Genomic DNA, 22985 nt, shown 5'->3' on the forward strand with positions numbered 1-22985 from the left:
GGTGATTCTCCGTAGGGGCGGCGCGGACCGCGCGCCGCCCGTAATGGCTCAGAAATGCACGACCGAGCGGATCGACTTGCCTTCGTGCATCAGATCGAACGCGTCGTTGATCTCGTCCAGGCCCATCGTGTGGGTCACGAACGGGGCCAGCTCGATGTCGCCCTTCATGGCGTCTTCGACCATGCCCGGCAGCTGGGTACGGCCCTTGACGCCACCGAAGGCGGTGCCCTTCCAGGAGCGGCCGGTGACCAGCTGGAACGGACGGGTCGAGATTTCCTGGCCCGAGCCGGCCACACCGATCACCACCGACTGGCCCCAGCCACGGTGCGCGCATTCCAGCGCCGCGCGCATCACGTTGACGTTGCCGATGCACTCGAAGGTATGGTCCACGCCCCAGGTGGTCATCTCCACGATCACCTGCTGGATCGGCTTGTCGAAGTCCTTCGGGTTGATGCAATCGGTGGCACCGAACTGCTTGGCCAGGTCGAACTTGGACGGGTTGGTGTCGATGGCGAAGATGCGGCCGGCCTTGGCCTGGCGCGCGCCCTGGATGACCGCCAGGCCGATGCCGCCCAGCCCGAACACGGCCACCGAATCGCCTTCCTGCACTTTGGCGGTGTTGTGCACCGCGCCGATGCCGGTGGTGACGCCGCAGCCCAGCAGGCACACGTGTTCCGGGTTCGCCTCGGGGTTGATCTTGGCCAGCGAGACCTCGGCCACCACGGTGTACTCGCTGAAGGTGGAGCAGCCCATGTAGTGGTAGATCGGCTCGCCGTTGTAGCTGAAGCGGGTCGTGCCATCGGGCATCACGCCCTTGCCCTGGGTGGCGCGCACGGCCACGCACAGGTTGGTCTTGCCGCTCTTGCAGAACAGGCACTCGCCGCACTCGGCGGTGTACAGGGGGATCACGTGGTCGCCCGGCTTGACGCTGGTGACGCCCTCGCCCACTTCCACCACGATGCCGGCGCCTTCATGGCCCAGCACGGCCGGGAACAGGCCTTCCGGATCATCGCCGGACAGGGTGAACGCATCGGTGTGGCAGACGCCGGTGTGGGTGATCTTGACCAGCACTTCGCCCTTCTGCGGCGGAGCGACGTCGATCTCGACGATCTTCAACGGTTCGCCAGCGGCGAAGGCAACGGCAGCACGGGATTTCATGGGGAGCACTCCAAGGCAGGGAACAAGACAGGTGCGCGTGCGGGTAGCCGCACGCTTATTTCAGGTAGGAACGGATCAGCGCGCTCATGTCGCGCACACGCTCGGCGCGCTGCGCATCGGACTGCGCCGGCTGGCCGAATTCTTCACGCAGGTGGGCTTCCATCACTTCGGACATCAACCCGTTGACCGCACCGCGGATCGCCGCGATCTGCTGCAGCACCGGCCCGCACTCGGCCCCGGCATCCAGCGCCCGATCCAGCGCATCGCACTGGCCGCGGATGCGACGCACGCGGGCCAGGACCTTCTTCTTTTCTTCCGGGGAGTGCGGCACGGGCGAATGACCAGAGAACTATACTGGGGGATAGTATACACAACCGGTCGCGGGGGTCACCTCGCGGTTGCCTTGGCGCGGTCCATCGGCTGCAACGGTGCTCCCTCCCGTGAACCGCCCGCCCGGCTCAGTCGAACGCACCGGCATCGGCCAGTGTCGCCAGCGCATCCACCACGTAGCGCACCTTCGGCCGCAGGTGCCGGGTCTGCGGCCATAGCGCGTGGATCTCCACATGGTGCTGCATGCAGTGGCCCAGCACCTGCTGCAACGCGCCCGACTGCAGGTGCCGCTTCACCAGGAAGTGCGGCATCTGGCAGATGCCCAGGCCGGCGATGGCCGCTTCGATTACGGCATCGCCATCGTTGAGCTGGTGGGTGCCGCTGGGAATGAAGCGCGCTTGCCCGGCGTCTTCTCCGATCCGCCACGCCACCGGCTGTCCATACCGATAGCCGACGATGCTGCGATGCGCATGCAGGTCGTCCACGGTGGCGGGCGTGCCGTGCCTGTCCAGGTAGGCCGGCGAGGCGCAGGTGATCAACTGCTGGGTGCCCAGCCGTCGTGCAACCAGGTGCTGGGCCTGGTCCAGCCCACCGAACCGGATCAGCAGGTCGATGCCCTCTTCGACCGGGTCCACGAAGTGGTCGGTGAAGGTCATGGTGAGCTGCAGTTCGGGGTGTTCGGCACAGATGCGCAGCAGCACCGGCAGAATCATCAGCCGCCCGAACGAGGACGGCATGTCGATGCGCAGGCGGCCTGCCGGCAGGTGCGAGGCCGAGCCCAGGCACGCCTCGGCCGAGGCGATCTCTTCCAGCGCGGTGGCGCAGGAGGCGAAGTAGGCCTGGCCATCGGCGGTGAGCGAAATGCGCCGCGTGGTGCGATGGAACAGCCGCACACCCAGACGCTCTTCCAGCCGCGCGATCGCCTTGCCGACCGCCGAGCGCGAGATTCCCAGGGTCTCGGCCGCTTCGGTGAACGTGGCCGAGCGCGCCGTGGTGACGAAGGTGACCAGCCCATTCAACGATTCCACTGGCAGCATCACCGCGCTCCATTGGGGACACAATGTCCCACTTGCTGGGAAATTGAAGTCCTTTATGTGCCTCCAGGTCAACCCTATCTTGAAGGGGTCGCGCCGCTGGCGCCCCCTTCCCCACGAGTTCGCCTTATGACCGCCCTGCTCTTCCAGCCCTACGACCTCGCCGGTACCCCCCTGCGCAACCGCATCGCGATGGCGCCGATGACCCGCGCACGCAACCCCGGCACCGTGGCCAACGCCCTCACCGCGCAGTACTACCGGCAGCGCGCCAGTGCCGGGCTGATCATCAGCGAAGGCACCCCGGTGTCGCCGCAGGGCCAGGGCTACATCGACGTGCCGGGCATGTGGTCGGCCGAACAGGTGGAGGGCTGGAAGCCGGTCACCGCTGCCGTGCATGCCGAAGGGGGCGTCATCTTCGCCCAGCTCTGGCACGTGGGCCGCATGTCGCACGCCTCACTGCAGCCCGACGGCGGCCAGCCGGTCAGCGCGGGCACCCGCCCGGTGGCCAGCGACCCGAAGAGCAGCGCCTTCGTGTACCGCGAGGACGGCAGCCGTGGTCAGGCCGATCCGACCCCGCCGCGTGCCCTGCGCACCGACGAGCTGCCCGGCATCGTCGACGATTTCGCGCGCGCGGCCGACAACGCGATCGCCGCCGGTTTCGACGGTATCGAACTGCACGCGGCCAACGGCTACCTGTTCGAACAGTTCCTCAACCCGGTCACCAATGACCGCACCGACGGCTACGGCGGCACGCTGCAGAACCGCGCGCGCCTGATCCTGGAGACCGTCGATGCGATGGCCGCGCGGATCGGGGCGCACCGCGTCGGCGTGCGGCTGGCACCGAACAACCTGCAGTTCGACATGCCCGAGTACGTCGGCAACGAAGCGGCGTATCTGTACCTGGCGCAGGAACTGGGCAAGCGCGGCCTGGCCTACGTGCACCTCAACGACAACCATGCACGGGGCGTGTCGGTCCTGAGCGAGGTGTTCCTGCGCACGTTCAAGCAGAGCTACGGTGGCACCCTGATCCTGGCGGGCAGCCTCACCCGCGAGCGCGCGCTGCGACTGGTGGACGAGGGCATCATCGATCTGGCGGCGTTCGGCCAGCCGTTCATCGCCAACCCGGACCTGGTGGCGCGGCTGGAGCGCGATGTGGCGCTGGCGGTGCCGGATCGGGCCACGTATTACGGCGGTGGGGCGGAGGGGTATACCGATTACCCGGTTGCCGGCTGATCATGGGGCCGGCGCGGGCGTGGTGATTCCGTGGGTGCGTGCAGCCACCCATGGGGTGGCTCTACCCGTGCCCCGCCGGCGGTAGAGCCACGCCATGCGTGGCTGGATTTTCGACGTCTGCGCTGCGGGCAGCCACCCATGGGGTGGCTCTACCGTCCGACCTGCGGGGTCATCGCAACAGCAGGCCCCTCCATGGATTGGGCACGTCGCCCATGAGGGCCACCACCGCCGCGTCGAGTTGCCCGGTGCCGGCCAGGGTAGCCACCGGGTGCGCGCGCAGGTGCGGCGGCAACGGCGCCGGCAACCGTCCGGCATCCAACGCCAGCAGATGGTCGGCCAGCTGGCGGACGTCCGCGTCGCTGAGTGCAGCAGACGCCGGCATGGCAGCCGTCATGCCGGTACGTAGCTGAAGTGGGTATCGATGCCCTCGAAACCGATCACGCGACGGATCAACGCGGTGGCGACATCCTCGCCCACGCCACCGGCCTGGATCGCAGGATCGGCATACAGCTCTTCCAACGCCTGCACCTGCGCTGCGCGCAGATAGGGGCGATGCGACTTCAGCCAACGCTGCAGGTTGTCGGCGATATCGCCTTCTTCCAGCAAGCCGTCGTCAAGGTCGGCCACCGCATCGACCATCATCCGGAAGATGAAGTCCTGCAGGTTGGTCGCTAGCAGGTCCACGCGGTCATCGTCGTGCCAGAGCAGCACCACGCGCGGCTCGCCCGGTGCACTCGGATCTTGCCAGAAGCAGTAGTAGTCGCCCGCCCCGGTACTACCGAATGGCAACAGCTGCAGGCGCTCGCGCAGGCGCACGTGACTGTCTTCATCGGTGAACTGTTCGGCGTGGCCCACGATATCGGCCGGCGCGATCAGCTCGAACTCACGCGCGTACAACAGCAGCGGCGGGCGCGCACGCAGCGTCGGGTACACGCTGGTGACCCAGCCGTGGCAGAACGTACCCCAGTCCAGCATGCGATCACCCTGCAGTTGGTGGTACAGCGCGGGAAACGCCTGGCCGAGCTGCTGTTCGATGTCGTGGGGCGTTGCGATGGGCATGCCAGGGTGCATCCGATGCGGCGGGCAAGCGTGCCACTGGCGGTGCAGCCGCGGCAACCACTTCGCACTTCAAACCGTCGCCCGCACCATATCCACGAACGCGCGCAGCGCCGACGACATCTGCCGTTGCCGCGGGTAATACAGGACGAAGCCGGGGAATGGTTCACTCCAGTCTTCCAGCACCGCCACCAGGCGGCCATCGTCCAGGTACGGGCGCGCGGAGTCTTCCAGCACGTAGGCCAGGCCAAGGCCGTCGACCACGGCCTGCAGGATGGTGTGCTGATCGCCCAGGGTGAGCCGGCCGGGCACGTCCACGTCCAGTTCCTGGCCGTCCCGTTCGAACTGCCACTTGTACAGATGGCCGCTGGCGAAACGGAAGCGCACGCACTCATGCTGCACCAGTTCGTGCGGATGCGCTGGAATGCCGCGGCGCTGCAGGTAGGACGGCGCGCCGACGATCAGGCCGCGCAACGGCGGGCCCAATGGCACCGCCACCATGTCTTCGGGCACTGATTCGTGCAGGCGCACGCCTGCATCGAAGCCATTGGCGACGATATCCACCAGGCCATCATCCTGCGCCAGTTCAATGCGCACGTCGGGGTGGGCTTGCAGGAACCGCGCCAGGCGCGGACCGAGCTGGGTCTGCACGGCGGCGCGGGTGGCGTTGATGCGCAGCAGGCCGGCCGGGGCGGCGCGGAAGTGATTCATTTCCTCCAGCGCGTCATGCACCTGATCCAGGGCCGGCTGCAGCCGTTCGAGCAGGCGCTGGCCGGCTTCGGTGAGGGCCACGCTGCGGGTGGTGCGGTGGAACAGGCCCACGCCCAGGCGCTCTTCCAGCGCGCGGATCGCGTAACTGACCGCCGAGGTGGACAGCGCCAGCTCGGCCCCCGCCTTGCGGAAGCTGCGGTGGCGCGCCACGGCGGCGAAGGCGGCCAGATGGGTCAGGTTGTCAGTGGCCATGATTATCCCGTTTCACTTGATGAATCATGCCGATATCCTGACTTTTTGTGCACGGGATCGGGGCGTATTGTAAAGCGCCTTTCTACAAACCTGCCAAGGATTCCCCATGTCCCTCGCCCATGGTTATGCCGTGCACGACCAGACCGCGCCGCTGGTGCCGTTCTCCTTTGAACGCCGCCCGGCCGGTCCCGATGACGTGCGCATCGAGATTCTCTTCAGTGGCATCTGCCACTCCGATCTGCATCAGGCCCGTGACGACTGGGGTGGTTCCAAGTTCCCGATGGTGCCGGGCCACGAGATCATCGGCCGCGTGACCGAGGTCGGCGCCAACGTCACCGGCTTCAAGGTCGGCGATTTCGCCGGCGTCGGCTGCATGGTCGATTCCTGCCGCCACTGCGCGGCCTGCGATGAAGATCTGGAGCAGTACTGCGAGAAGGGCGCGACCTTCACCTACAACAGCACCGAGCGCGAGAGCGGCCAGCCGACCTTTGGTGGTTACTCCGACCACATCGTGGTCGAGCAGCGCTTCGTGGTGAAGGTGTCCGAGACCCTCGACCTGAAGGCCGCCGCGCCGCTGCTGTGCGCTGGCATCACCACCTATTCGCCGCTGCGCCACTGGAAGGTCGGCCCCGGCCAGAAGGTCGGCGTGATCGGCCTGGGTGGCCTGGGCCACATGGGTGTGAAGTTCGCCAAGGCGATGGGTGCCACCGTGGTGATGATCACCACCACCCCGGAAAAGGGCGCTGATGCCAAGCGTCTGGGGGCCGATGAAGTGCTGGTCTCGCGCGATCCGGCGCAGATGAAGGCACATGCGGGCAGCTTCGATTTCCTGCTCAACACCATCCCGGTCAGCCACGACACCAACCCGTACATGTCCCTGCTCAAGCGCGATGCCACGATGTGCCTGGTCGGCGTGCTGACCGAGCTGGATCCGCCGCTGATGGGCGCTTCGGTGATGTTCGGCCGCAAGCACATCACCGGCTCGGCGATCGGCGGCATGGCTGAGACGCAGGAAATGATGGACTTCTGTGCCGAGCACAACATCGTCAGCGACGTGGAAGTGATCGACATCAAGACCGTCAACGAGGCCTGGGAGCGCATGGCGAAGAACGATGTGCGGTACCGCTTCGTCATCGACATGGGCACGCTGGAAAAGGCGGCCTGATCCTTCCACAGGTTCAAGTGAAACATCCCGGAGACACCGCAATACTGTTCGTCTGAGAGGAGCAGTCTTGACACCGAACGGATGATGGGATTTGGAGATCTTCACCGTCCTCGGCGTAGTTGGCCGAGGACGGTGCCCCAGGAGCGCCCCCTCTCCGATCGGAGCTGTGGACACCTAGCTGCCGGTTGCCAAGATGCGATCTTCCCATTGTCATCTTCCGCTGACGCGTCGCCACTGGCCTCGCCACTGCTCCCTGGCCCGACTCCCTTGGCGCTTGGCGCTTGGCGCTTCTCGCACGATCCGACCCGCCATGGCACCTTTGGCCTTGCTGAAGCAGTTCAGCCACAGGCCTCTCATTGCTGTGCTATCAATGGCACGCCTTGCTTCAAGGCTCTTTCAGGGATTGGAAGGATGCGCAGATTCGGTGGAAGTGCTGGCGGCACGTTTGCTCTCCGCAGAGAAGTGGAGAATTTCTTTCGGAAGCTGAGTGTCGTGGGCGCATGGCTCTGCTGTGTGCTACTGGTCAGCATGACCCTTGTGCCATCTGCACGCGCTCAGACCGTCACCTATATCCATACCGATGCACTCGGTTCGGTCGTTGCCGAATCTGATGCCAATGGCAACGTGATCAAACGCTACGGCTATGAGCCCTATGGCGCTGTTGTGGGCGGACAGGTCACGGATGGACCGGGATATACGGGGCATGTGAGCGATGCGGCCACGGGGCTCAGCTACATGCAGCAGCGGTACATGGATCCGCAGTTGGGCAGGTTCCTGTCGGTGGACCCTGTGACGGCGTATGACCAGCCGGTGGGGCAATTCAATCGATACCGATATGCGAACGGCAACCCATATCGCTTTACTGACCCAGATGGGCGTCAAGCGTTGGGAGCACCAAGGGATTTCTACAATCCTGTAACAGCTGAGCAAGCCCAGCAGATTCTCCCAGTGGTTGCCGACTTCACGCCGGTCCTGGGGGACGTCAAAGGTATCGTTGAGGCAATCCAAGCTCCAACACCTGCGAACATTGCCGGGGCGGCAATTGGTCTGATTCCATTGGCCGGTGACGCCGGAAAGGCAGTGTTGAAGCACGGTGACGAAGCCGCGCAACTAGGACGAAAGGTCGCCAGCCAGCAGAAGGCTTCTGGAACCATCTATGTCGATTCCAAGGGAAACGCGATCCCGACACCTCCAGGCGGAAGAATTGAAGGATCTCCAGATGGCCGCTTCGTTCAAGCGAAAGGCCCCGACGGCCAGCCTACTGGAGTGCGTATTGATGGAGGACATAAACCATCAACCCATCCCGATCCCCGAGCGCAGCAGCCGCATGGCCATGTGCCAGGTGTAACCAATGCCGATGGAACCCCTTGGCTTCCCGTAAAGCAATGAGTGAGGAGTGCGTGGAACATGGATAGCGAGGCAGAACTCATCCAGATGACGAGGCTTGTCAGAGAATTTGCACTCGGCGCTGTCAACGCCCAGAGCTTCATCGACACGTACTCTAATTTTTACTACTACGAGGCGTTGGACGGCCACGAGGTTTCAAGTGCAATACATGCGGAAGATAGGGTTCGGCTAGGTCCGGCTATCGAATTGCATCGCCGAATCCAGGAGGAAGTGGTGAACAGGATTTCGGTTGATCCGGAGTTTTCATTCGAAGCATTGAAGACGGCCGGGCGACTGACGGCCTCTGAAGCGCGGGAGCTCGCGCTCGAGATCTGTACAGACGTCGGAATTGAAGCTGTCTTGTCGGCGGTAAGGCCTGCCTGACTGGATGGCTGGGCCTGACGGCAGCAACATGATCTGGAACTGAAACGTCTGCCTGTCGTGGGGCCACGCAAAGAGCGTGCCGTTCTCCCGTAAGGCCTCGGGCGGACTCTGCCCTCCCCTGAGTTCGCAACGTCCAGGTGGCGTCGAAAATTCCCGACCTTGGTCGTAAGGTGTCAGGTGGAAAAACGGCGCTCACCCGGACCGGGCGAGCGCCGTTCTTCCACGGTGGTTTTGCGATCAGTACGCAAATTCCTTGAACACTGGATCGATGTTGCCGCCCCACTCGCCATGGAACAGCGCCAGCTTGCGATCGGCCGGGGTCAATCCGGAATCGACGATCTCCTGCAGCACCTCCAGGAACTTGCTTTCGTCCTGACCATCGGCATTGCGCGCGGCGCGGCGCTTGAGGCCGGCCACGGCGATCTTCAACGCTTCGCGCGACAGATCCAGCACGGTGCCGTTGCGGAACGGCAGCTTCAGCCCATGCCGCGGCACGCCATCACGCAGGACATTGCGCTCGACCAGGCTGAAATCACGCACCAGGTCCCAGGCCGCATCCAATGCGGCATCGTCGTACAGCAGCCCCACCCAGAACGCGGGCAGCGCACACAGGCGGCTCCACGGGCCCGCATCGGCGCCGCGCATTTCCAGATACTTCTTCAGGCGCACTTCGGGGAAGGCGGTGGTCATGTGATCGGACCAGTCGCGCAGCGTGGGCAGCTGGCCCGGCAGCACCGGCAGCTTGCCGACCATGAAATCGCGGAAGCTCTGGCCGCTGGCATCGTGGTACTTGCCCTCGCGGTAGGAGAAGTACATCGGCACGTCGAGCAGGTAATCGACGTAACGCTCGTAACCGAAGCCGTCTTCGAAGACGAAGTCGAGCATGCCGGTGCGATCGTTGTCGGTGTCGGTCCAGATGTGCGAGCGGTAGCTCTGGTAGCCGTTCGGCGCACCTTCGGTGAACGGCGAATCGGCAAACAGCGCGGTGGCGATCGGCTGCAGCGCCAGCGACACGCGGAACTTCTTCACCATGTCCGCTTCGGTGGCGTAATCCAGGTTGACCTGCACCGTGCAGGTGCGGGTCATCATGTCCAGGCCGAGCGTGCCGACCTTGGGCATGTACTCGCGCATGATCTTGTAGCGGCCCTTGGGCATCCACGGCATTTCATCGCGGGCCCACTTCGGCTGGAAGCCCATGCCGAGGAAGCCCAGCTGCAGTTCGCCGGCGACCTGCGCCACTTCATTGAGATGGGTGCCGGTTTCCACGCAGGTCTGGTGGATGGTCTCCACCGCCGCGCCGGACAGTTCCAGCTGGCCGGCCGGCTCCAGCGTCACCGAGGCGTTGTCGCGCAGCAGCGCTATCGTGCGGCCCTCTTCCTGCACCGGATCCCAGCCGAAGCGGGTCAGGCCGTTGAGCAGCGCTTCGATGCCGCGGTCACCGTCGAAGGTGGGCGGGCGCAGGTCATCCAGGCGGAAGCCGAACTTCTCATGCTCGGTGCCGATGCGCCACTGCGCCTGGGGCTTTTCGCCGGAGGCCAACGTGGCGACCAGTTCATTACGGTCGGTGATCGGCGTCTCGGCGACGTGGCTGGGGCTCGACAAGGGGAGGCTCGCAGAATTCTGGTCAGGGCGGGGATGTGGGGTTCACGCCCCCGCATCGCAAGGGCGCACTATATCGTGGCGTCCCCTGCCGTCGTGTCACCGTGACGGTTTTCAGCATCCTACTGGCATGGGCTTGACGCTGCCCTGGCCCTAAACTGACCCCATGAGCCGATCCCGACATCCGGAAGTCCATCGCTCCGACCGTGTCGGTTGGCTGCGGGCCGCCGTGCTCGGCGCCAATGACGGCATCGTCTCGGTGGCTGGCCTGGTGGTCGGCATCGCTGCCAGCGGCGCCTCGGCCTCGACGATCCTGGCCACCGGCATCGCCGGGACCGTGGCCGGCGCGATGTCGATGGCCGCGGGTGAGTATGTCTCGGTGCAGTCGCAGGCCGATACCGAGCGGGCTGACCTGGCAGTGGAAAAGCGTGAGCTGCACGAAGACCCGCATAGCGAGCTGGAAGAGCTGGCGGCAATCTACCGGCATCGCGGGCTGAGCCCCGAACTGGCACATGAAGTGGCCACCCAGCTCACCGCGCACGACGCACTGGGGGCGCACGCCCGCGATGAGCTGGGCATCACCGAGGAGCTGCGGGCGCGCCCGATGCAGGCGGCCCTGGCCTCGGCCGGTGCCTTTGTCAGTGGCGCCGCGTTGCCGGTGCTGACCGCCCTGCTTGCACCGCATGCGCTCGTCGGCCAGGCCACCACCGTGGTGACGCTGCTGGGGCTGTGCCTGACCGGCACGCTGGCTGCGCACGCCGGCGGCGCCCCACGGCTGCGCGGTGCGTTGCGGGTCACCTTCTGGGGCGCGATCGCGATGGCCGCCGCCGCACTGGTCGGCCAGCTGTTCAACGTGGCAGGCTGAGTCATGTCCGCACCCATCGATACGACCACTTCGCTGCTGGCGACCCTGGCCAGCCTGGCCGACTGCCAGCGCGCGGATGGCTACGCCTGCATCACTGCGCGCCGCGAGCATGGCGCCTCGTCGGTGGAGATCCCGCAGCCACAGTTCGCGATCCTGCTGCAGGGTCGCAAGCAGGTGCGCACCGCGCAGCAGTCGCTGGAATTCGCACCGGGCGATCTGTTCCTGATCACCCGGCGCTGCCGCATCGATGTGGTCAACATCCCCGATCCGCACAGCGGCCTCTATCTCAGCGCGATCGTGCCGATGTGCGCCGAGGCGCTCACGGCCGCCCGGGCGCTGTGGAACGAACCACTGCCCGAAGCCGGTGATGCACTGGCCAGGCTGCCGCTGGCCGAGCATGGCGCGACCCTGCTGCAGTGGCGGCAGGCGCTGGAACACGGTCACTACACCGAAGCACGCCTGGCCTTGGCCTCGCTCGCCGTGGCGTTCTGCCGGCGCGGGCACGGCAGCCTGCTGATTCCACCCGAACCCAGCCTGGGGGAACGCATCCGCGATCTGATCGCTGCCCAGCCCGAGCGCGATTGGCAGTCACGCGATTTCGAAGCGCAGCTGGGCCTCAGCGGTGCCACGCTGCGCCGGCGCTTGGCCAGCGAACACTCCAGCGTGCGCGAACTGATCACCGATGCGCGGCTCGCGCATGCGATGGGCCTGCTCTACACCACCCGGCTGCCGTTGAAGACCGTGGCCGCGCGCGTGGGCTACCGCTCGCTGGGCAGCTTCAACAAGCGCTTCGCCGAACGTTACGGGCTGGAACCGGCGGCGATCGGCAACAGCTGAGCGCGAGCGGATCGCGCGGCATTCTGAGCGGAACGCAGCGAACAGGACGCGCAGCATGGAGGCACCGCGGCGCTGCCGCCCTGTCCGGAATCTGTCATGCCCTTCCCCCGCGTTCGCACGCTCGCCACCGCCGTGTTGCTGGCCGTTGTCGCCAGCCCCGCACTGGCCACCACCTCGCACACCCCGCGCGAGCAGGTCCCCGGCGTGTATCACCAGACCATCGGCACGCTGCAGGTCACCGCGTTGTTCGATGGCACTGTCGCGTTGGGTCGGCAGCAGCTGGTCGGGATCGCCCCCGGCGCGGTCACCCGCCTGCTTGATCACCGCTATGTACCCGAGGATGGCAAGGGCCTGCAGACCGCGGTCAATGCCTACCTGGTGCAGCAGGGCGATCACCTGACCCTGGTCGACACCGGCACCGCGCAGTGCTTCGGCCCCGGCCTGGGCCAGGTGCTGGGCAACCTGCGCAAGGCCGGCTACGACCCGGCCGAGGTGGATGAGGTGGTGCTGACCCACGCGCACCCGGATCACCTGTGCGGCCTGCTCGATGCGCAGGACAGGATTGCCTACCCGAATGCCACGGTGTGGCTGTCGGCGGCCGATGCCGCGTTCTGGCTGGATCCGGCCAGCGAGGCAACCGCGCCGCAGGGTGTGCGCTTTGCCTTCGCCTTGGCGCGCAAGGCGGTGGCGCCGTATGAAGCGGGCGGGAAACTGAAGCGCTTTGCACCTGGCGACACACTGCCGGCGGGCATCACCGCCTTGGACAGCCACGGTCATACGGTCGGCCATGTGTCTTACCGGATCGATGGCGGCGCCGGCCAGCAGCTGCTGGTATGGGGCGACATCGTGCACTTCCACGCGGTGCAGTTCGCGCAGCCTCAGGCGTCGTTTGAAGCGGACAGCGACCGCGTGGCCGCGATCGCCAGCCGGCGCCGGATGATGGCGCAGGCAGCCGATCAGGGCTGGTGGGTGGCCGGCGCGCACCTGCCGTTCCCAGGGCTGGGACATGTGCGCCGCGAAGGAGAGGCGTTCGCGTGGGTGCCGGGCGAATTCTCGCCGTTACCGGCGAAATGAGGGGACACGACCGCGCCGTACACCGGGCGTCAGGCGCATTCGGGTAGTGCCGGCCGCTGGCCGGCTGCGCTTTCCATCAGATGTATCGGGAGCCGCCCGCCCGCGGTCTGCCCCCCACATCACCACTGCTCCCCCCCCCCCCCCCCCCCCCCCCCCCACACCCCCCGGCGCCGCGCGGCCCGTTGGACCGCGGCAACGCCCGGATCAGGCCGCTTCGGGCGCCGGCTTGTTCAGGCCCAGCCAGCCGCCGATGATGCCGCGGGCTTCATCCACGCCCTGGCGGGCGGGACCGGAGAAGGTCTGCACGCTGACGGTATCGCCGAAGGAGGACTGCAGTTCCTTGCGCACCTTCTGCAGGGCGATGCCCTGCTGGCCGCGGCCAAGCTTGTCGGCCTTGGTCAGCAGCGCGTGCGCCGGCAGGCCACGCTGCACTGCATAGGCCAGCATCTGGCGGTCGTAGTCCTTCAGCGGGTGACGGATGTCCATCACCACCACCAGGCCACGCAGGGCCTCGCGGGTACGGAAGTACTGGTCGATGAACGCCTGCCAGTGCGCCTGCAGATCCAGCGGGACCTTGGCGTAGCCGTAGCCGGGCAGATCGACCAGCTTGGCCTCCGGGGTGACCTCGAAGAACACCAGCTGCTGGGTGCGGCCGGGGGTCTTGGAGACCCGGGCCAGGCTGTTCTGGCGGGTCAGGGCGTTGAGGGCACTGGACTTGCCAGCATTTGAGCGACCGGCAAAGGCGACTTCCGCGCCCACGTCTTCCGGCAATTGCCGGGTGTTGTGGGCCGAAAGCAGGTATTGGGCGCGTTCGAGGAGCAATGACATGGGCATAGGATCGCATGTCCGGGCCCGATCCGCGCTGCCCGCGCTCGGTTTTGCTGCACCCTGCGTTGACCGTGGCGTGAAACGGCGTTGATAATCGGGCGATCCCCGCGGTTGCGGTCCCGCAACCGCCAGGCCGGTCCACACGGAGCTTCCGCATGCGCCATGCTCGCGTTCTTGCCGTTTCCGCACTTGCTGTATCGCTGCTCGCCGCCGTTGCCGTTGCCCAGACCTCGATCACGCCCCTGCCGGACAACGGGCCGATCAAGACCGCCTCGCTGGAGGTCGATTTCAGCAAAACCACCTGGGGCGATCCCAAGGCCGGGCAGACCAAGGCGGCCGCCTGCGCGGCCTGTCACTCGGCCGATGGCAATTCCACGGTGGAGATGTACCCGAGCATCGCCGGCCAGAGCGAGCGCTACAGCGCCCAGCAGATGGCCCTGATCGCCAATGGGCAGCGCACCTCCGGGGCTTCGGCGGCGATGGTGCCGTTCGTGCAGGACCTCACCCCGCAGGACATGCGCGACATCGGTGCCTACTTCGCCACGCAGAAGGCCACGGCCGGCATCGCCGACGATGGCGCGGTGACCGAGGGCCCGTACGCGGGCAAGAAGTTCTATGAGATCGGCCAGCAGCTGTATCGCGGCGGCGATGCCGAGCGCGGCATCCCGGCCTGCATGGCGTGCCACGGCCCCACCGGCGCGGGCAATCCCGGCCCGGCCTACCCGCATATCAGTGGCCAGCACGCAGCGTATGTCGCGCGCCGCCTGCAGGAGTACCAGGCCGGGACCACCCAGGAAACGGACAAGGCCCACTTCCAGATCATGGCCACGATCGCCAAGTCGTTGACCGAGCAGGAAATCCAGGCCCTGGCCAGCTACCTGCAGGGCCTGCACAACCGGGCCGATGACGTCGCCGCAGCCGCCACCCCGGTCGCCGGAGGCGCGCAGGCGCCCTGACGACCGCCCACCCCGCAGCGCATCCCCTTGGTCGGATGACGGATGCGGACGCCCCGGCCGGCGGGGTATGTTCACTGGCACGCCGGCGACTGGGCCGGCGTCGTTTTTTCTGTATGGAGATGGATGTAGATGACGTTGATGCCCCGCCTGATGTTGTTGCTGCTGGCCCTGAGCCCGTTGACCACCCTCGCCGCCACCCCGACACCGCTGGTGGAGGGCAAGGATTACGAACGCATCGCCGATGCCGGTCCGTTCGCGCCGCTGGCCGGCAAGATCGAAGTCGTGGAGATGTTCGGCTACACCTGCCCGCACTGCGCGCACTTCGAGCCGCAGCTGGAAGCCTGGGCCGCCAAGCTGCCCAAGGACGTCCGCTTCACCCCGGTACCGGCTGCTTTCGGGGGCGTGTGGGATTCGTTCGCCCGCGCCTACTACGCCGCCGACCAGCTGGGCGTGGCCAAGCGCAGCCACCGCGCCATGTTCGATGCCCTGCATGAGAAGGGCTCGCTGCCGATGCAGAACGTCTCGCCGGATGAACTGGCCGCGTTCTACCAGGGCTTCGGCGTGGCCCCGGCGCAGTACATCACCGCGCTCAAGAGCGACGCCGTGGATGCCAAGGTCAAGGCCGCCCGTGCCTTCGCGCTGCGCACCAAGGTGCCCGGCACGCCGACGCTGATCGTCAATGGCGTGTACCTGGTCAAGGGCGACTCGTTCGAGTCGATGCTGCGCAATGCAGATGCCCTGATCGCCCGTGCGCGCAGCGGCAAGGCGCTCTAACAGCGCTCGCTGAACCATCACGCACCGTGCACGCGGGACGCTCGTTTCCGCGTGTCATCATGCTTCCCTGGCCGGTGCTCCCAGCATCGGCCCCACCATGCTCATCCGCTGGAGATGCTTCGATGAAGACCCGTTTCGCCATTACGCTCATGGCCCTGCTGCCGATCCTGGCTGCCTGCAAGGCGCAGGACGGTACCGCCAACACCACCGCCCCGGCCGAGCCGGCCGCGCCGAGCAGCACCCCGGCCACCGAAACGGCCACCCCGAGCGAGCAGGCCCCGGCCGCCAGCGGTGAAACCGCCGCCGCCGAGACCGCCGCTGCCGAAGCCACCACCCCGGCGCCGGCGCCGGCCTCGTCGCGCCCGACCGGCCCGGAGCCGGTTGCCGGCACCGACTATGTGGTGATCGAGAATGGCCAGCCGTTCCAGCCGGCCACCGGCAAGATCGAAGTCGCCGAAATCTTCGGTTACGTGTGCCCGGCCTGCGCCGCGTTCCAGCCGCTGATCGGGCCGTGGAAGGCCGGTCTGCCGAGCGATGTCAATTTCGTCTACGTGCCGGCCATGTTCGGCGGCACCTGGGATGACTACGGCCGTGCGTTCTACGCCGCGCAGGCCATGGGCCTGCAGGAAAAGACCCACGAAGCCATGTACGCCGCGATCCATGCCGAGCAGAGCCTGAAGGGCGAGCGCGGCCGTGATTCGGTCGACGACATCGCCAACTTCTACGGCAAGCACGGCGCCGACCCGAAGCAGTTCGCCGCGATGATGGGCAGCTTCGCCGTCAACGCCAAGACCAACTCGGCCAAGCAGTTCGCCCAGCGCAGCAAGATTTCCGGCACCCCGTCGGTGATCGTCAACGGCAAGTACCTGGTCAAGGGCAAGGGCTTCCCGGACATGCTGCGCATCGCCGATCACCTGATCGCGCGCGAACGCGCCGGCAAGGCCAACTGATCCAGCGATAGCGAACCGTCGTGACCTCCCCCCACACGCGGACCCTGCGCCTGCTGACGGCCAATATCCAGGCCGGTTCGAGCACCCGCCGCTACAGTGACTACGTGACCCGCAGCTGGTCGCATGCACTGCCGGCCGGGCGTAAGCGAACCAGCCTGGATGCCATCGCGCAGATGGCCCGCGAACACGACATCGTCGGCCTGCAGGAGGCCGATCCCGGCAGCCTGCGCTCGGGCTTCACCAACCAGACCCACTATCTGGCCGAGCGCGCCGGCTTCAATTACTGGAGCCACCAGCCCAACCGCCGGATGGGTGGGGTGGCCTCCAGCGCCAACGGCCTGCTCAGCAAACTCGAGCCGGTCGAGGTCCAGGACCACGCCCTGCCCGGCCGGATCGGCGGGCGCGGCGTGCTGCTGGCCAAGTTCGGTGAAGGCAGCCAGGGCCTGGCGGTGGCGGTGGCGCATCTGTCCTTGGGGACCAATTCGCGCATGTCGCAATTGGCCTTCATTGCCGATCTGCTCTCCGACCACCCCAACGCCGTGCTGATGGGCGATTTCAACTGCCTGGCCGAACGGCCCGAAATGCAGGTGCTGTACCAGAAGACGACGCTGCAGCCGCCAGGCTGCGTGGTGCCGACCTTCCCCAGCTGGCGCCCGGACCGGGCGATCGACCACATCCTGCTCAGCGACGGCCTGCAGCAACGCAGTGCCGAAGCCGTGCCGGCCGCGTTCTCCGATCACCTCGCACTGGCGATGTCGATCGATGTGCCGAGCAGCGCGCTGCGCTGAGCCATGCCCACCCGCCGCCCTTGTGCGGCGGGCATCGTGAGCGTCTAAACAGGCTGTCCACAGCGCCTGTGCGATAAATCCGCCGTCCGCCGGACCGGCACCAGAGTATCCCTCCCCCCATGAGTACCGTGGAGCCGCCTCTGCCCGAGGTGCGCACGCTTCGACCCGTGTTCCTGCTTGCCGCCACCATCGTGGCGGCATTCGCCATTCTGGTCACCGCGTTTCCGATCGATGCCGGCGTGATGCTGCTCGATGCCCAGACCTGGGCCTCGCGCAATGTCGGCTGGTATTACCTGCTGGCGATGACCGTGTATCTGGTGTTCGTGGTCGGCGTGGCGCTGTCCGGCTATGGCAACGTCAAGCTGGGCGCGGACCATGACGAACCGGAGTTCAGCTATCTCTCCTGGGCCGGCATGCTGTTCGCCGCCGGCATCAGCATCACCCTGTTCTTCTTCTGCGTCTCCGAGCCGCTGACCCATTACCTGCTGCCACCGCAGGGCGGCACCGGCAGTGGCGAGGCCAGCGCGCGCCAGGCGATGCAGCTGCTGTTCCTGCACTGGGGCCTGCATGGCTGGGGCGTGTTCGCGCTGGCCGCGATGGCGCTGGCCTACTTCGCCTACCGCCACAACCTGCCCCTGGCGCTGCGCTCAGCGCTGTATCCGCTGATCGGCAAGCGCATCAACGGGCCGATCGGCTACACCGTGGATGCCCTGGGCATCGTGGCCACTGTGTTCGGCCTCGGCGCGGACATGGGCTTTGGCGTGCTGCATCTCAACGCCGGCCTGAACACTTTGTTCCCGGTGCCGCACGCGGCCTGGGTGCAGGTCGGGCTGATCGTACTGATGATGGGCGCGGCGATCACCGTGGCCGTATCCGGCGTGGAGAAAGGCGTGCGCTGGATGTCCAACATCAACATGCTGCTGGCGATCTCGTTGCTGCTGTTCATGCTGTTCGCCGGCCCCACCCAGTACCTGCTCAATGCCTTCATGCAGAACATGGGCGACTACCTGGGCAACGTGGTCGGCAAGAGTTTCGATGTGTACGCCTACGGCGGGCGCCCGGACTGGCTGGGCAACTGGACGGTGTTCTACTGGGCCTGGTGGATCGGCTGGGCGCCGTTCGTAGGTTTGTTCATCGCGCGCATCTCGCGCGGCCGCACCATCCGCGAGTTCGTGCTCGGCGTGCTGCTGATCCCGCTCGGTTTCACCCTGGCCTGGCTGTCGATCTTCGGCAACAGCGCGCTGGATCAGATCCTGCACCACGACCAGGTGCACCTGGCACAGATGGCGGTGGAGAATCCACCGACCGTGCTGTACGCACTGCTGGAAAGCTATCCGTGGAGCCGCACCGTCATCGCGGTCACGGTGATCGTCAGCTTCATCTTCTTCGTCACCTCGGCCGATTCCGGCACCGTGGTGCTGTCCACGCTGTCCTCGCAGGGCGGCAATCCGGAAGACGACGGCCCGCGCTGGCTGCGCGTGTTCTGGGGCGTGATGACCGGTCTGGTCACCGCCGGGCTGCTGCTGGCGGGCAGCATGGATGCGCTCAAATCCGCCGTGGTATTGGCCTCACTACCGTTCTCGGTGGTCCTGCTGCTGATGCTGTGGGGCCTGACCCGTGCGCTGGGCGAAGAATCGCAGCGCAAGAAGGCCTCGCAGTACTCGCCAATCCCGTTGATCGGGCAATCGCGGCATCAGCGCGGCTGGCGCCAGCGCATCACCCAGGCGGTGCATTTCCCGGTACGCGACGAGGTGTACCGGTTCATGGATACCGATGTGAAGCCGGCGATCGAAGCCGTCGCGGCGCAGCTGCTCGAACAGGGCCTGGATGTGCAGACGAAGTTCGAGCCGGGCGAGATGGAACTCACCGTGGATCACGGCGAGCAGCAGGTGTTCACCTACCAGGTGATCATGCGCGGCTATCTCACCCCCTCCTTCGCCGCGCAGCGCTTCCGCAACCAGCGTTACTACCGCGCCGAAGTGCACCTCTATGAAGGTGGACAGGACTACGAGCTGTTCGGCTACAGCCGCCAGCAGATCATCAACGACATCATCGATCAGTACGAGCGTCACCTGCAGTTCCTGCATCTCACGCGTTGACGCACTGATCTCCCGCTGCAAAGGAGTCATCGACATGCCTACCCTCCCCGACCAGCTGCTGTACATCGGCGGCCGCTACGTTCCCTCCCAGGGGGGAAAGACCTTCGAGGTCATCAACCCGGCCACCGGCGAGCTGCTCGCCAACGTCCACAGCGCCAACAGCGACGATCTCGACGCTGCCGTGGAGAGCGCCCAGGCCGGCCAGAAAGCATGGGCCGCGCTGACCACCGTGGAGCGCTCGCGCATCCTGCTGCGGGCGGTCGCGCTGCTGCGCGAGCGCAACGATGCACTGGCCGAGCTGGAATCGCGCAACACCGGCAAGGCCCTGAGCGAAACGCTCAGCGTGGACGTGGTCACCGGTGCGGACGTGCTGGAGTACTACGCCGGCGTCATGCACGGGCTGGAAGGCAGCCAGGTGCCGCTGCGTGAGAGCAGCTTCTTCTACACCCGGCAGGAGCCCCTTGGCGTGGTCGGCGCGATCGGTGCCTGGAACTACCCGATCCAGATCGCGCTGTGGAAGGCCGCCCCCGCGCTGGCCGCCGGCAACGCGATGATCTTCAAGCCCAGCGAAGTGACGCCGCTGACCGCGCTGAAGCTGGCGGAAATCTTCACCGAGGCCGGCCTGCCCGATGGCGTGTTCAACGTGCTGCCCGGCGATGGCGCCGGCGTCGGCTCGGCATTGACCGAGCATCCGCTGATCGAGAAGATCTCCTTCACCGGCGGCACCGCCACCGGCCGCAAGGTGATGGCCAGTGCCTCCAGCTCCACGCTCAAAGACGTCACCATGGAGCTGGGGGGCAAGTCGCCGCTGATCATCTGCGCCGACGCCGATCTGGACCTGGCCGCCGACGTGGCGATGATGGCCAACTTCTACAGCTCCGGTCAGGTGTGCACCAACGGCACCCGCGTGTTCGTGCCGCGCAGCACCCTGGCCGCGTTCGAAGCCAAACTGCTGGAACGGGTCAAGCGCATCCGCATCGGCGACCCGCTGGCCAAGGACACCAACTTCGGCCCGCTGGTCAGCGCCGCGCACATGCAGCGCGTGCTTGAGCACATCGCCAGCGGCAAGGCCGAGGGTGCACGGCTGGTCTGCGGCGGCGAACGGCTGACCGACGGCACGCTGGGCAAGGGCTGCTATGTGGCACCGACGATCTTCAGCGATTGCCGCGATGACATGCGCATCGTGCGCGAAGAGATTTTCGGGCCGGTGATGAGCCTGTTGGCGTACGACGACGAAGACGAGGCCGTGCGCCGCGCCAACGACACCGATTACGGTCTCGCCGCCGGCGTGGTCACGCCGGACCTGGCGCGCGCGCATCGCCTGATCCATCAGCTCGAGGCCGGCATCTGCTGGGTCAACAGCTGGGGCGAATCGCCGGCACAGATGCCGGTGGGCGGCTACAAGCAGTCCGGTGTTGGCCGCGAAAACGGGCTGGCCACGCTGCGTGCCTACACCCGCACCAAATCCATCCAGATCGAACTGGACCGCTACGCGTCGGTGTTCTGAACCGGCCTTACCAGGAGACACCGCGATGAAGCGCGAGTACGACTACATCATCATCGGCGCCGGGTCGGCCGGCAACACGCTGGCCGCGCGCCTGACCGAAGACGCCGGCGTCAGCGTGCTGCTGCTGGAAGCAGGCGGCCCGGATTACCGGATGGATTTCCGCACCCAGATGCCGGCCGCACTGGCTTATCCGCTGCAGGGCCGCCGCTACAACTGGGCGTATGAAACCGAGCCGGAACCCTACATGGACAACCGGCGCATGGAGTGCGGCCGCGGCAAGGGCCTGGGCGGTTCCTCGCTGATCAACGGCATGTGCTACATCCGCGGCAACGCGATGGACTTCGACCAGTGGGCCAGCTTCGACGGCCTCGAGGACTGGAGCTACCACGACGTGCTGCCCTACTTCCGCAAGGCGGAAACGCGCGACATCGGCGCCAACGACTACCACGGCGGCGACGGCCCGGTCAGCGTGGCCACGCCGAAGAACGGCAACAACGTGCTGTTCCACGCGATGGTCGAGGCCGGCGTGCAGGCCGGCTACCCACGTACCGATGACCTCAACGGCTACCAGCAGGAAGGCTTCGGCCCGATGGACCGCACGGTGACCCCGCGCGGGCGCCGCTCCAGTACCGCGCGCGGTTACCTGGACATGGCCAAGGACCGTGAGGGACTGGAGATCGTGGTGCACGCCACCACCGACCGCATCCTGTTCGCCGGCAAGCGCGCGGTGGGCGTGCGCTACCTGGCTGGCAACAGCGCCGAGCCGATCGACGCTACCGCCCGCCGCGAGGTGCTGCTGTGCGCCGGGGCGATCGCCTCGCCGCAGATCCTGCAGCGCTCTGGGGTGGGTGCGCCGGCGTTACTGGCCGCACTTGGCGTACCGCTGGTGCACGACCTGCCCGGCGTCGGCGAGAACCTGCAGGATCACCTCGAGGTATACATGCAGTACGCCTGCAAGAAGCCGGTCTCGCTGTACCCGGCGCTGCAGTGGTGGAACCAGCCGGCGATCGGTGCGGAATGGCTGTTCGCCGGCACCGGCATCGGTGCCAGCAACCAGTTCGAGGCCGGTGGCTTCATCCGCACCCGCGAGGACTTCGACTGGCCGAACATCCAGTACCACTTCCTGCCGGTGGCGATCAATTACAACGGCACCAACGCGGTCAAGGAGCACGGCTTCCAGGCGCATGTGGGGTCGATGCGCACGCCCAGCCGCGGCCATGTGCATGCCAAGTCGCTGGACCCGCGTGAGCACCCCTCGATCCTGTTCAACTACCAGTCCACCGATCAGGACTGGCAGGAATTCCGCGACGCGATCCGCATCACCCGCGAGATCATCGCCCAGCCCGCGCTGGACGAATACCGTGGCCGCGAGATCAGCCCGAGCGCCGAGTGCCAGACCGATGCGGAACTCGACGCGTTCGTGCGCGCGCATGCCGAAACCGCCTACCACCCCTCCTGCTCGTGCGCGATGGGCACCGATGCGATGAGCGTGGTGGACGGCCAGGGCCGTGTGCACGGGATGGAGAGCCTGCGTGTGGTGGATGCTTCGATCATGCCGCGCATCATCACCGGCAACCTCAACGCCACCACGATCATGATCGCCGAGAAGATCGCCGACCGGATCCGGGGGCGTGCTCCGCTGCCGCGCAGCACGGCGGCGTATTACGTCGCCGGGGACGCGCCGGCCAGGCGCTGAGGGCGCCGTGATCCATCGGTAGGCGCCGCCCGGTGGGCGGCGCCCGCAACCCGGCAATGCCCGCCGCGGGGCGGCTCCTCGCATCCCGGTAGTGCCGGCCGCTGGCCGGCTCCTCGCATCCTGGTAGTGCCGGCCGCTGGCCGGCTCCTCGCATCCTGGTAGTGCCGGCCGCTGGCCGGCTCCTCGCGTCCTGGTAGTGCCGGCCGCTGGCCGGCTCCTCGCATCCTGGTAGTGCCGGCCGCTGGCCGGCTCCTCGCATCCTGGTAGTGCCGGCCGCTGGCCGGCTCCTCGCGTCCTGGTAGT

22 protein-coding genes are annotated in these 22985 nt (G+C 66.7%); 14 read left to right on the forward strand and 8 right to left on the reverse strand.

Annotated elements, in window-relative coordinates; genetic code table 11:
• Positions 1–48: 48 nt before the first annotated feature.
• The 3 genes from ABE422_RS13965 to ABE422_RS13975 form a co-directional block, all read right to left on the reverse strand.
• Complete coding sequence (locus ABE422_RS13965) at positions 49–1158, reverse strand: S-(hydroxymethyl)glutathione dehydrogenase/class III alcohol dehydrogenase (RefSeq protein ID WP_313219611.1); 1110 nt, start codon at positions 1156–1158, stop codon at positions 49–51.
• A gap of 55 nt (positions 1159–1213) precedes the next feature.
• On the reverse strand, positions 1214–1489 hold the full coding sequence (locus tag ABE422_RS13970; RefSeq protein ID WP_038691827.1) for a metal/formaldehyde-sensitive transcriptional repressor: 276 nt from the start codon (positions 1487–1489) through the stop codon (positions 1214–1216).
• 127 nt (positions 1490–1616) lie between these two features.
• Positions 1617–2525 (reverse strand): LysR substrate-binding domain-containing protein, encoded by a 909-nt coding sequence (locus ABE422_RS13975; RefSeq protein WP_102788237.1) that lies wholly within the window; start codon positions 2523–2525, stop codon positions 1617–1619.
• Positions 2526–2651: 126 nt separating this feature from the next.
• Here ABE422_RS13975 and ABE422_RS13980 point away from each other — a divergent pair, with 126 nt between their 5' ends.
• Positions 2652–3755: an alkene reductase gene (locus ABE422_RS13980; protein ID WP_313219609.1), complete on the forward strand. Its 1104-nt coding sequence runs from the start codon at positions 2652–2654 to the stop codon at positions 3753–3755.
• A 169-nt stretch (positions 3756–3924) separates the two neighbouring features.
• On the opposite strand, the gene ABE422_RS13985 is transcribed toward ABE422_RS13980, so the two are convergent.
• The 3 genes from ABE422_RS13985 to ABE422_RS13995 all read right to left on the reverse strand — a co-directional run bounded on the left by ABE422_RS13985 (position 3925) and on the right by ABE422_RS13995 (position 5774).
• On the reverse strand, positions 3925–4137 hold the full coding sequence (locus ABE422_RS13985) for a hypothetical protein (RefSeq protein WP_346483172.1): 213 nt from the start codon (positions 4135–4137) through the stop codon (positions 3925–3927).
• 8 nt (positions 4138–4145) lie between these two features.
• Entirely contained in the window at positions 4146–4814 is a 669-nt protein-coding gene (locus ABE422_RS13990; protein WP_313219607.1) for an SMI1/KNR4 family protein, read from the reverse strand.
• 69 nt (positions 4815–4883) lie between these two features.
• Positions 4884–5774 (reverse strand): LysR family transcriptional regulator, encoded by an 891-nt coding sequence (locus ABE422_RS13995; RefSeq protein WP_346483173.1) that lies wholly within the window; start codon positions 5772–5774, stop codon positions 4884–4886.
• A 106-nt stretch (positions 5775–5880) separates the two neighbouring features.
• On the opposite strand from ABE422_RS13995, the gene ABE422_RS14000 reads away from it, so the two are divergent.
• The 3 genes from ABE422_RS14000 (at position 5881) to ABE422_RS14010 (ending at position 8709) form a co-directional block, all read left to right on the forward strand.
• The gene (locus ABE422_RS14000; protein ID WP_313209118.1) at positions 5881–6939 is read left to right on the forward strand and encodes an NAD(P)-dependent alcohol dehydrogenase; all 1059 of its coding nucleotides are present in this window, start codon (positions 5881–5883) and stop codon (positions 6937–6939) included.
• Between the two features lie 411 nt (positions 6940–7350).
• A complete protein-coding gene (locus ABE422_RS14005; RefSeq protein WP_346483174.1) occupies positions 7351–8328 on the forward strand; it encodes an RHS repeat-associated core domain-containing protein in 978 nt (325 codons plus the stop codon).
• 18 nt (positions 8329–8346) lie between these two features.
• A complete protein-coding gene (locus ABE422_RS14010) occupies positions 8347–8709 on the forward strand; it encodes a hypothetical protein (RefSeq protein WP_313209116.1) in 363 nt (120 codons plus the stop codon).
• Positions 8710–8946: 237 nt separating this feature from the next.
• On the opposite strand, the gene ABE422_RS14015 is transcribed toward ABE422_RS14010, so the two are convergent.
• A complete protein-coding gene (locus tag ABE422_RS14015; protein WP_346483175.1) occupies positions 8947–10311 on the reverse strand; it encodes a glutamate--cysteine ligase in 1365 nt (454 codons plus the stop codon).
• A gap of 163 nt (positions 10312–10474) precedes the next feature.
• Between ABE422_RS14015 and ABE422_RS14020 the strand changes: the two genes are divergently transcribed.
• From ABE422_RS14020 to ABE422_RS14030, 3 genes are all read left to right on the forward strand, one after another.
• The gene (locus ABE422_RS14020; RefSeq protein WP_313212707.1) at positions 10475–11173 is read left to right on the forward strand and encodes a VIT family protein; all 699 of its coding nucleotides are present in this window, start codon (positions 10475–10477) and stop codon (positions 11171–11173) included.
• Between the two features lie 3 nt (positions 11174–11176).
• Positions 11177–12010 carry a helix-turn-helix domain-containing protein gene (locus ABE422_RS14025; RefSeq protein ID WP_346483176.1) on the forward strand — a complete coding sequence of 278 codons (834 nt, stop codon included), beginning with the start codon at positions 11177–11179 and terminating at the stop codon, positions 12008–12010.
• A 96-nt stretch (positions 12011–12106) separates the two neighbouring features.
• Complete coding sequence (locus tag ABE422_RS14030; protein ID WP_346483177.1) at positions 12107–13084, forward strand: MBL fold metallo-hydrolase; 978 nt, start codon at positions 12107–12109, stop codon at positions 13082–13084.
• Between the two features lie 204 nt (positions 13085–13288).
• Here ABE422_RS14030 and yihA read toward each other — a convergent pair whose 3' ends face one another.
• The gene (gene yihA / locus ABE422_RS14035) at positions 13289–13912 is read right to left on the reverse strand and encodes a ribosome biogenesis GTP-binding protein YihA/YsxC (RefSeq protein ID WP_070473671.1); all 624 of its coding nucleotides are present in this window, start codon (positions 13910–13912) and stop codon (positions 13289–13291) included.
• 155 nt (positions 13913–14067) lie between these two features.
• On the opposite strand from yihA, the gene ABE422_RS14040 reads away from it, so the two are divergent.
• From ABE422_RS14040 to betA, 7 genes are all read left to right on the forward strand, one after another.
• Entirely contained in the window at positions 14068–14868 is an 801-nt protein-coding gene (locus ABE422_RS14040) for a c-type cytochrome (RefSeq protein WP_313212704.1), read from the forward strand.
• A 129-nt stretch (positions 14869–14997) separates the two neighbouring features.
• Complete coding sequence (locus tag ABE422_RS14045) at positions 14998–15642, forward strand: thiol:disulfide interchange protein DsbA/DsbL (protein ID WP_121039786.1); 645 nt, start codon at positions 14998–15000, stop codon at positions 15640–15642.
• Between the two features lie 122 nt (positions 15643–15764).
• Positions 15765–16592 (forward strand): thiol:disulfide interchange protein DsbA/DsbL, encoded by an 828-nt coding sequence (locus tag ABE422_RS14050; RefSeq protein WP_346483178.1) that lies wholly within the window; start codon positions 15765–15767, stop codon positions 16590–16592.
• 50 nt (positions 16593–16642) lie between these two features.
• Positions 16643–17380 (forward strand): endonuclease/exonuclease/phosphatase family protein, encoded by a 738-nt coding sequence (locus tag ABE422_RS14055; RefSeq protein ID WP_172838073.1) that lies wholly within the window; start codon positions 16643–16645, stop codon positions 17378–17380.
• A 119-nt stretch (positions 17381–17499) separates the two neighbouring features.
• Positions 17500–19479 (forward strand): choline BCCT transporter BetT, encoded by a 1980-nt coding sequence (gene betT, locus ABE422_RS14060; RefSeq protein WP_259259132.1) that lies wholly within the window; start codon positions 17500–17502, stop codon positions 19477–19479.
• Positions 19480–19513: 34 nt separating this feature from the next.
• Positions 19514–20986, forward strand: coding sequence for a betaine-aldehyde dehydrogenase (gene betB / locus ABE422_RS14065; RefSeq protein WP_346483179.1), 1473 nt, complete (start codon positions 19514–19516; stop codon positions 20984–20986).
• Between the two features lie 25 nt (positions 20987–21011).
• Positions 21012–22682, forward strand: a complete 1671-nt coding sequence (betA, locus tag ABE422_RS14070) for a choline dehydrogenase (RefSeq protein ID WP_313219598.1) — start codon at positions 21012–21014, stop codon at positions 22680–22682.
• The last annotated feature ends 303 nt before the right edge of the window (positions 22683–22985 follow it).

Source organism: Stenotrophomonas sp. TWI1151 (genome assembly GCF_039673135.1).
Classification (GTDB): Bacteria; Pseudomonadota; Gammaproteobacteria; order Xanthomonadales; family Xanthomonadaceae; genus Stenotrophomonas.

What these genes read in the sequence shown, in the direction of transcription:
- ABE422_RS13965 (WP_313219611.1), bottom strand. Translation starts at nt 1,158, where the DNA reads ATGAAATCCCGTGCTGCCGTTGCCTTCGCCGCTGGCGAACCGTTGAAG.
- ABE422_RS13975 (WP_102788237.1), bottom strand. Translation starts at nt 2,525, where the DNA reads ATGCTGCCAGTGGAATCGTTGAATGGGCTGGTCACCTTCGTCACCACG.
- ABE422_RS13980 (WP_313219609.1), top strand. Translation starts at nt 2,652, where the DNA reads ATGACCGCCCTGCTCTTCCAGCCCTACGACCTCGCCGGTACCCCCCTG.
- ABE422_RS13985 (WP_346483172.1), bottom strand. Translation starts at nt 4,137, where the DNA reads ATGCCGGCGTCTGCTGCACTCAGCGACGCGGACGTCCGCCAGCTGGCC.
- ABE422_RS13990 (WP_313219607.1), bottom strand. Translation starts at nt 4,814, where the DNA reads ATGCCCATCGCAACGCCCCACGACATCGAACAGCAGCTCGGCCAGGCG.
- ABE422_RS13995 (WP_346483173.1), bottom strand. Translation starts at nt 5,774, where the DNA reads ATGGCCACTGACAACCTGACCCATCTGGCCGCCTTCGCCGCCGTGGCG.
- ABE422_RS14000 (WP_313209118.1), top strand. Translation starts at nt 5,881, where the DNA reads ATGTCCCTCGCCCATGGTTATGCCGTGCACGACCAGACCGCGCCGCTG.
- ABE422_RS14005 (WP_346483174.1), top strand. Translation starts at nt 7,351, where the DNA reads ATGCGCAGATTCGGTGGAAGTGCTGGCGGCACGTTTGCTCTCCGCAGA.
- ABE422_RS14010 (WP_313209116.1), top strand. Translation starts at nt 8,347, where the DNA reads ATGGATAGCGAGGCAGAACTCATCCAGATGACGAGGCTTGTCAGAGAA.
- ABE422_RS14020 (WP_313212707.1), top strand. Translation starts at nt 10,475, where the DNA reads ATGAGCCGATCCCGACATCCGGAAGTCCATCGCTCCGACCGTGTCGGT.
- ABE422_RS14025 (WP_346483176.1), top strand. Translation starts at nt 11,177, where the DNA reads ATGTCCGCACCCATCGATACGACCACTTCGCTGCTGGCGACCCTGGCC.
- ABE422_RS14030 (WP_346483177.1), top strand. Translation starts at nt 12,107, where the DNA reads ATGCCCTTCCCCCGCGTTCGCACGCTCGCCACCGCCGTGTTGCTGGCC.
- yihA (WP_070473671.1), bottom strand. Translation starts at nt 13,912, where the DNA reads ATGTCATTGCTCCTCGAACGCGCCCAATACCTGCTTTCGGCCCACAAC.
- ABE422_RS14040 (WP_313212704.1), top strand. Translation starts at nt 14,068, where the DNA reads ATGCGCCATGCTCGCGTTCTTGCCGTTTCCGCACTTGCTGTATCGCTG.
- ABE422_RS14045 (WP_121039786.1), top strand. Translation starts at nt 14,998, where the DNA reads ATGACGTTGATGCCCCGCCTGATGTTGTTGCTGCTGGCCCTGAGCCCG.
- ABE422_RS14050 (WP_346483178.1), top strand. Translation starts at nt 15,765, where the DNA reads ATGAAGACCCGTTTCGCCATTACGCTCATGGCCCTGCTGCCGATCCTG.
- betT (WP_259259132.1), top strand. Translation starts at nt 17,500, where the DNA reads ATGAGTACCGTGGAGCCGCCTCTGCCCGAGGTGCGCACGCTTCGACCC.
- betB (WP_346483179.1), top strand. Translation starts at nt 19,514, where the DNA reads ATGCCTACCCTCCCCGACCAGCTGCTGTACATCGGCGGCCGCTACGTT.
- betA (WP_313219598.1), top strand. Translation starts at nt 21,012, where the DNA reads ATGAAGCGCGAGTACGACTACATCATCATCGGCGCCGGGTCGGCCGGC.